This window comes from Bradyrhizobium sp. (assembly GCF_049581145.1).
Taxonomy (GTDB): domain Bacteria; phylum Pseudomonadota; class Alphaproteobacteria; order Rhizobiales; family Xanthobacteraceae; genus Bradyrhizobium.
The window spans coordinates 1-3,188 of sequence record NZ_JBAURI010000912.1 but is presented as its reverse complement, the minus strand read 5'-3'; the positions used below and the strand labels follow the sequence as shown (position 1 = coordinate 3,188).

Annotated in this window: 4 protein-coding genes and 1 pseudogene; all 5 read left to right on the top strand. The window is 62.5% G+C overall.

What is annotated here, in order from left to right; genetic code table 11:
• A pseudogene (locus WCB02_RS29880) lies at positions 1–534 on the top strand (hypothetical protein); the annotation flags it as partial.
• Positions 535–644: 110 nt separating this feature from the next.
• Positions 645–1,304 (top strand): glutathione S-transferase family protein, encoded by a 660-nt coding sequence (locus WCB02_RS29875; protein WP_423963588.1) that lies wholly within the window; start codon positions 645–647, stop codon positions 1,302–1,304.
• Positions 1,305–1,409: 105 nt separating this feature from the next.
• On the top strand, positions 1,410–1,778 hold the full coding sequence (locus WCB02_RS29870) for a YidB family protein (protein ID WP_423963586.1): 369 nt from the start codon (positions 1,410–1,412) through the stop codon (positions 1,776–1,778).
• 199 nt (positions 1,779–1,977) lie between these two features.
• The gene (locus WCB02_RS29865) at positions 1,978–2,181 is read left to right on the top strand and encodes a hypothetical protein (RefSeq protein ID WP_423963591.1); all 204 of its coding nucleotides are present in this window, start codon (positions 1,978–1,980) and stop codon (positions 2,179–2,181) included.
• A 130-nt stretch (positions 2,182–2,311) separates the two neighbouring features.
• Positions 2,312–3,188: hypothetical protein (locus tag WCB02_RS29860; RefSeq protein WP_423963583.1), on the top strand; the 877-nt coding region annotated here is incomplete at its 3' end.

Sequence of the window (3,188 nt, the reverse complement as noted above, 5' to 3'; positions counted from 1 at the left end):
TCTCAGTCCTCTCCGCCGCAGCCCCAGTCGCCGTCGCCATCGCTTGGCTATTTGCCGCCTGAGCCCGATGTGACCGTCAAATATCATGTCATGCTCGGCCTGCCCGAAGATCTGCCGCCGTTGCGGGGCCAGCCAAGTGAAGGGACCGGTGAAACGTCCGCCGACAGGCCCGGCGAAAAATCCGGCGGCAAGCCTGGCGATTTCGATGCCACGGCCTCCACGCCGATCAACATTTCATCCGACCCGATCACCGAGTTTCGCCATCATCTCAAGTCTTGTTCAAAATTGCCGACATCGATCGCGCCTTCGGACAACCTGACGGTCAAGCTTCGCTTGCTGCTGACGGTTGACGGCAGACTTGCCGCCGATCCGATGGTGGCTGGAGGCAGCGCCAATCCAAAGGCCTTGGACCTGCTGCAGACCGCGATCCGGGCCCTGAAGGATTGCCAGCCCTACACCATGCTGCCCGCGGATCATTACCGCGAATGGAAGGTCCTCGATCTTGATCTCACGCCGCAGGATTTTTCGTCCTGACCGCGCACCGCTCGTCTGATGACTGAAGCGCAGGATCTTGAGACCCGGGACAAGTCCCGTTGCTCGGCCGACCTGCGCTATGGCAGGATGTGGCCAAAAGGATTTGCGGCATGACCCTGAAACTCGTGATCGGCAACAAGAACTATTCGTCATGGTCGATGCGGCCTTGGCTCGCGATGCGGGCCAACGCAATCGCCTTCGAGGAAGTGTTCATCCCGCTCTACACCGACGACAGCTCGGACAAAGCGCGGATTCTGAGCTTCACGCAGTCGGGCAAGGTGCCGGCACTCGTCGATGGCGATGTCACGATCTGGGATTCGCTTTCCATTATCGAGTATCTGTCGGAGCGATTTCCTGAAAAAAAGCTGTGGCCGGAGGACCGCGCCAGCAGGGCGCATGCGCGGTCGGTCTCAGCCGAGATGCATTCGGGATTTCTGCCGCTGCGCAACGAATGCGGCATGAACCTGCACCGGCCGGTCGGCGCCATTGCGCTTTCGGCGGATGCGCGCGCCAATGTCGCGCGCATCGAGCAGATCTGGCGGGAATGCCGCGAGCGCTATGGCAGGTTTGGGCCGTTTCTGTTCGGGGCATTTGGCGCCGCTGACGCCATGTTCGCGCCGGTGGTGCACCGCTTCCGCACCTACGCGATCGAGCTCGAGCCGGAAGCGCTGGCCTACATGGATACCATGATGGGGCTCCCGGCCTTTGACGAATGGACCAAAGCCGGACTTGCCGAAACCCTTCGCATCGAACGTTTCGAAGCGATCTGAGTGCATGACACGACAGTGAGATGCGCTGTGCTTGACGGAAGCTTCCGAAAGCGGTCTTCATCGGTCGGGCTTGTGCGTCGACAGGCATCAGGACAGGAGCCGCCCATGGGAATTCTCGATTCACTGGAAAACTCGCCCGCGCTTAAGAGCGCCCTCGGTCAGCTCGGCGCAGCGGTGCTGCCCGCCGTGCTCGGCGAAGTGATGGGCACCGGCAGCCAGGGCGGCCTCAATGCGATCGTGGCCAAGCTGGAACAGGCGGGCCTGGGTGAGCAGGTCAAATCCTGGATCGGGACCGGTCAGAACCTGCCGATCACCGCCGATCAGGTGCGTCAGGTGCTCGGCAACGAGACCGTCAGGCAGCTGGCGGCCAAATACAACATCCCGGTTGATCAGATATCCGAAGTGTTGGCGCATCAGATTCCGGTCGCGGTGGACCACGCCAGCCCGGACGGCAAGCTCCCGCATTCGGCCTGAAAGAGGCTCGTGATTCCCTCTTGCCGACGGGCATTCGAGGGAACGGTGATCTGGCCCTATCACGCTGAAAAGCCACCGATTTTGCGCATTTGCCATGTCTGGATGTTGCTGGCCAATGCGCAAGATTGCGTGCTATACAGTCCTCGATTTCAGCCGGCAGCCGCAGCGGGACCCTGAGCGCGGACCGGTATTCCGCGTGATGGAGAGGGCGTTGAAACATAAATTTCCTGTAGGGGCGACCGTCTATTTTACTGCGAGCAATGTTTCGCGCCCGGCAGCAAGTGGTACCTATGAAGTGATCCGGCAGCTTCCGACTGAAGGCGATGACTGCCAGTATCGCATCAAGAGCTCGACCGAAGCCTTTGAGCGGGTTGCCAGGGAAAGCCAGCTTGCGGTTTCCTGACGAATGCGCGGCGCGGCCTGGTAACCGGATTTGATTTTGCGCGCCGTCAAAAGGCCCCGTTTGCCGAACCATCTGCGAAGCGAATGCTTGAGAATCCGCCTTCATTTCGCTGCGTGAGGGAATATCGCGCATGAACTGGGCATGGGCAGCATTGTTCGATTCCATCTGGCGCTCGCCGGCGTTTCCGATGTGGGTGACGATGGCGGCTGCCGGTTTCTTCGGGATCATCGTCCTGATCACACTGGTGCGCGCCGAGAAATCGGTCGCCAATGGTGCGCTGACCGTCATCACGCTGCTCGCGGTCGGGATCGCGGCGGCAGCCACCATTCGAGTCTACGGTGGCCCGGCCAGTCGCGATGCGAGCGACGAGAGCCGACCGGTCAATGCGTCCGTCGCCACCTTGCCGGCCATGGCCTGCCTCGATGATCTTGCCGGCGATACTGTGTTGTCGGCTTGCGAGAAGGTGCTGTTCGGCTCGGCCGAATCAGCCGCTTCGGCGGTGGCCTACACGGCGTCGCAGATCACGCGCCTGACCTCGCTTGGCGACGCCGACGTCGCCGAGCCGAACATGACGCCGGAATTGCGCGCGCTGCGCCGGGCCGTGGAGCGCGATCGCTATGGGCTGGTCGCGCAGGTGCTGCAGGCGCGGGACCACTGCATGGCGACACAATGTGCCGCGTTTCGTTCGTTGACGGATACCCAGCGGATCATGGCCAATATGGACCAGCATGCCTATGACGGCCTGGTCGCGCGTTACGCGCCGTCATGGAATGCGCCAGTCGCAGCGGCCGGGCTGGCCGGCGGACCGCTGGCCGCACTTGGTGCCTCGGTCCCGACAGGCAGGCCCACCAATATCGACTTCCCCAGCGCGGCATCGACTCCGGCGGTCAGCATCATGACTCCGGAGCCGGGAACAGCCGGATCCGCACAACGCTCGGTATCGGCCCCTGCCGCAGCGGCCAACGCCGCGCTGCTGTCGCCGCGACCGACATCGGCAAGCCCGGCCA

What these genes read in the sequence shown, in the direction of transcription:
- WCB02_RS29875 (WP_423963588.1), top strand. Translation starts at nt 645, where the DNA reads ATGACCCTGAAACTCGTGATCGGCAACAAGAACTATTCGTCATGGTCG.
- WCB02_RS29870 (WP_423963586.1), top strand. Translation starts at nt 1,410, where the DNA reads ATGGGAATTCTCGATTCACTGGAAAACTCGCCCGCGCTTAAGAGCGCC.
- WCB02_RS29865 (WP_423963591.1), top strand. Translation starts at nt 1,978, where the DNA reads ATGGAGAGGGCGTTGAAACATAAATTTCCTGTAGGGGCGACCGTCTAT.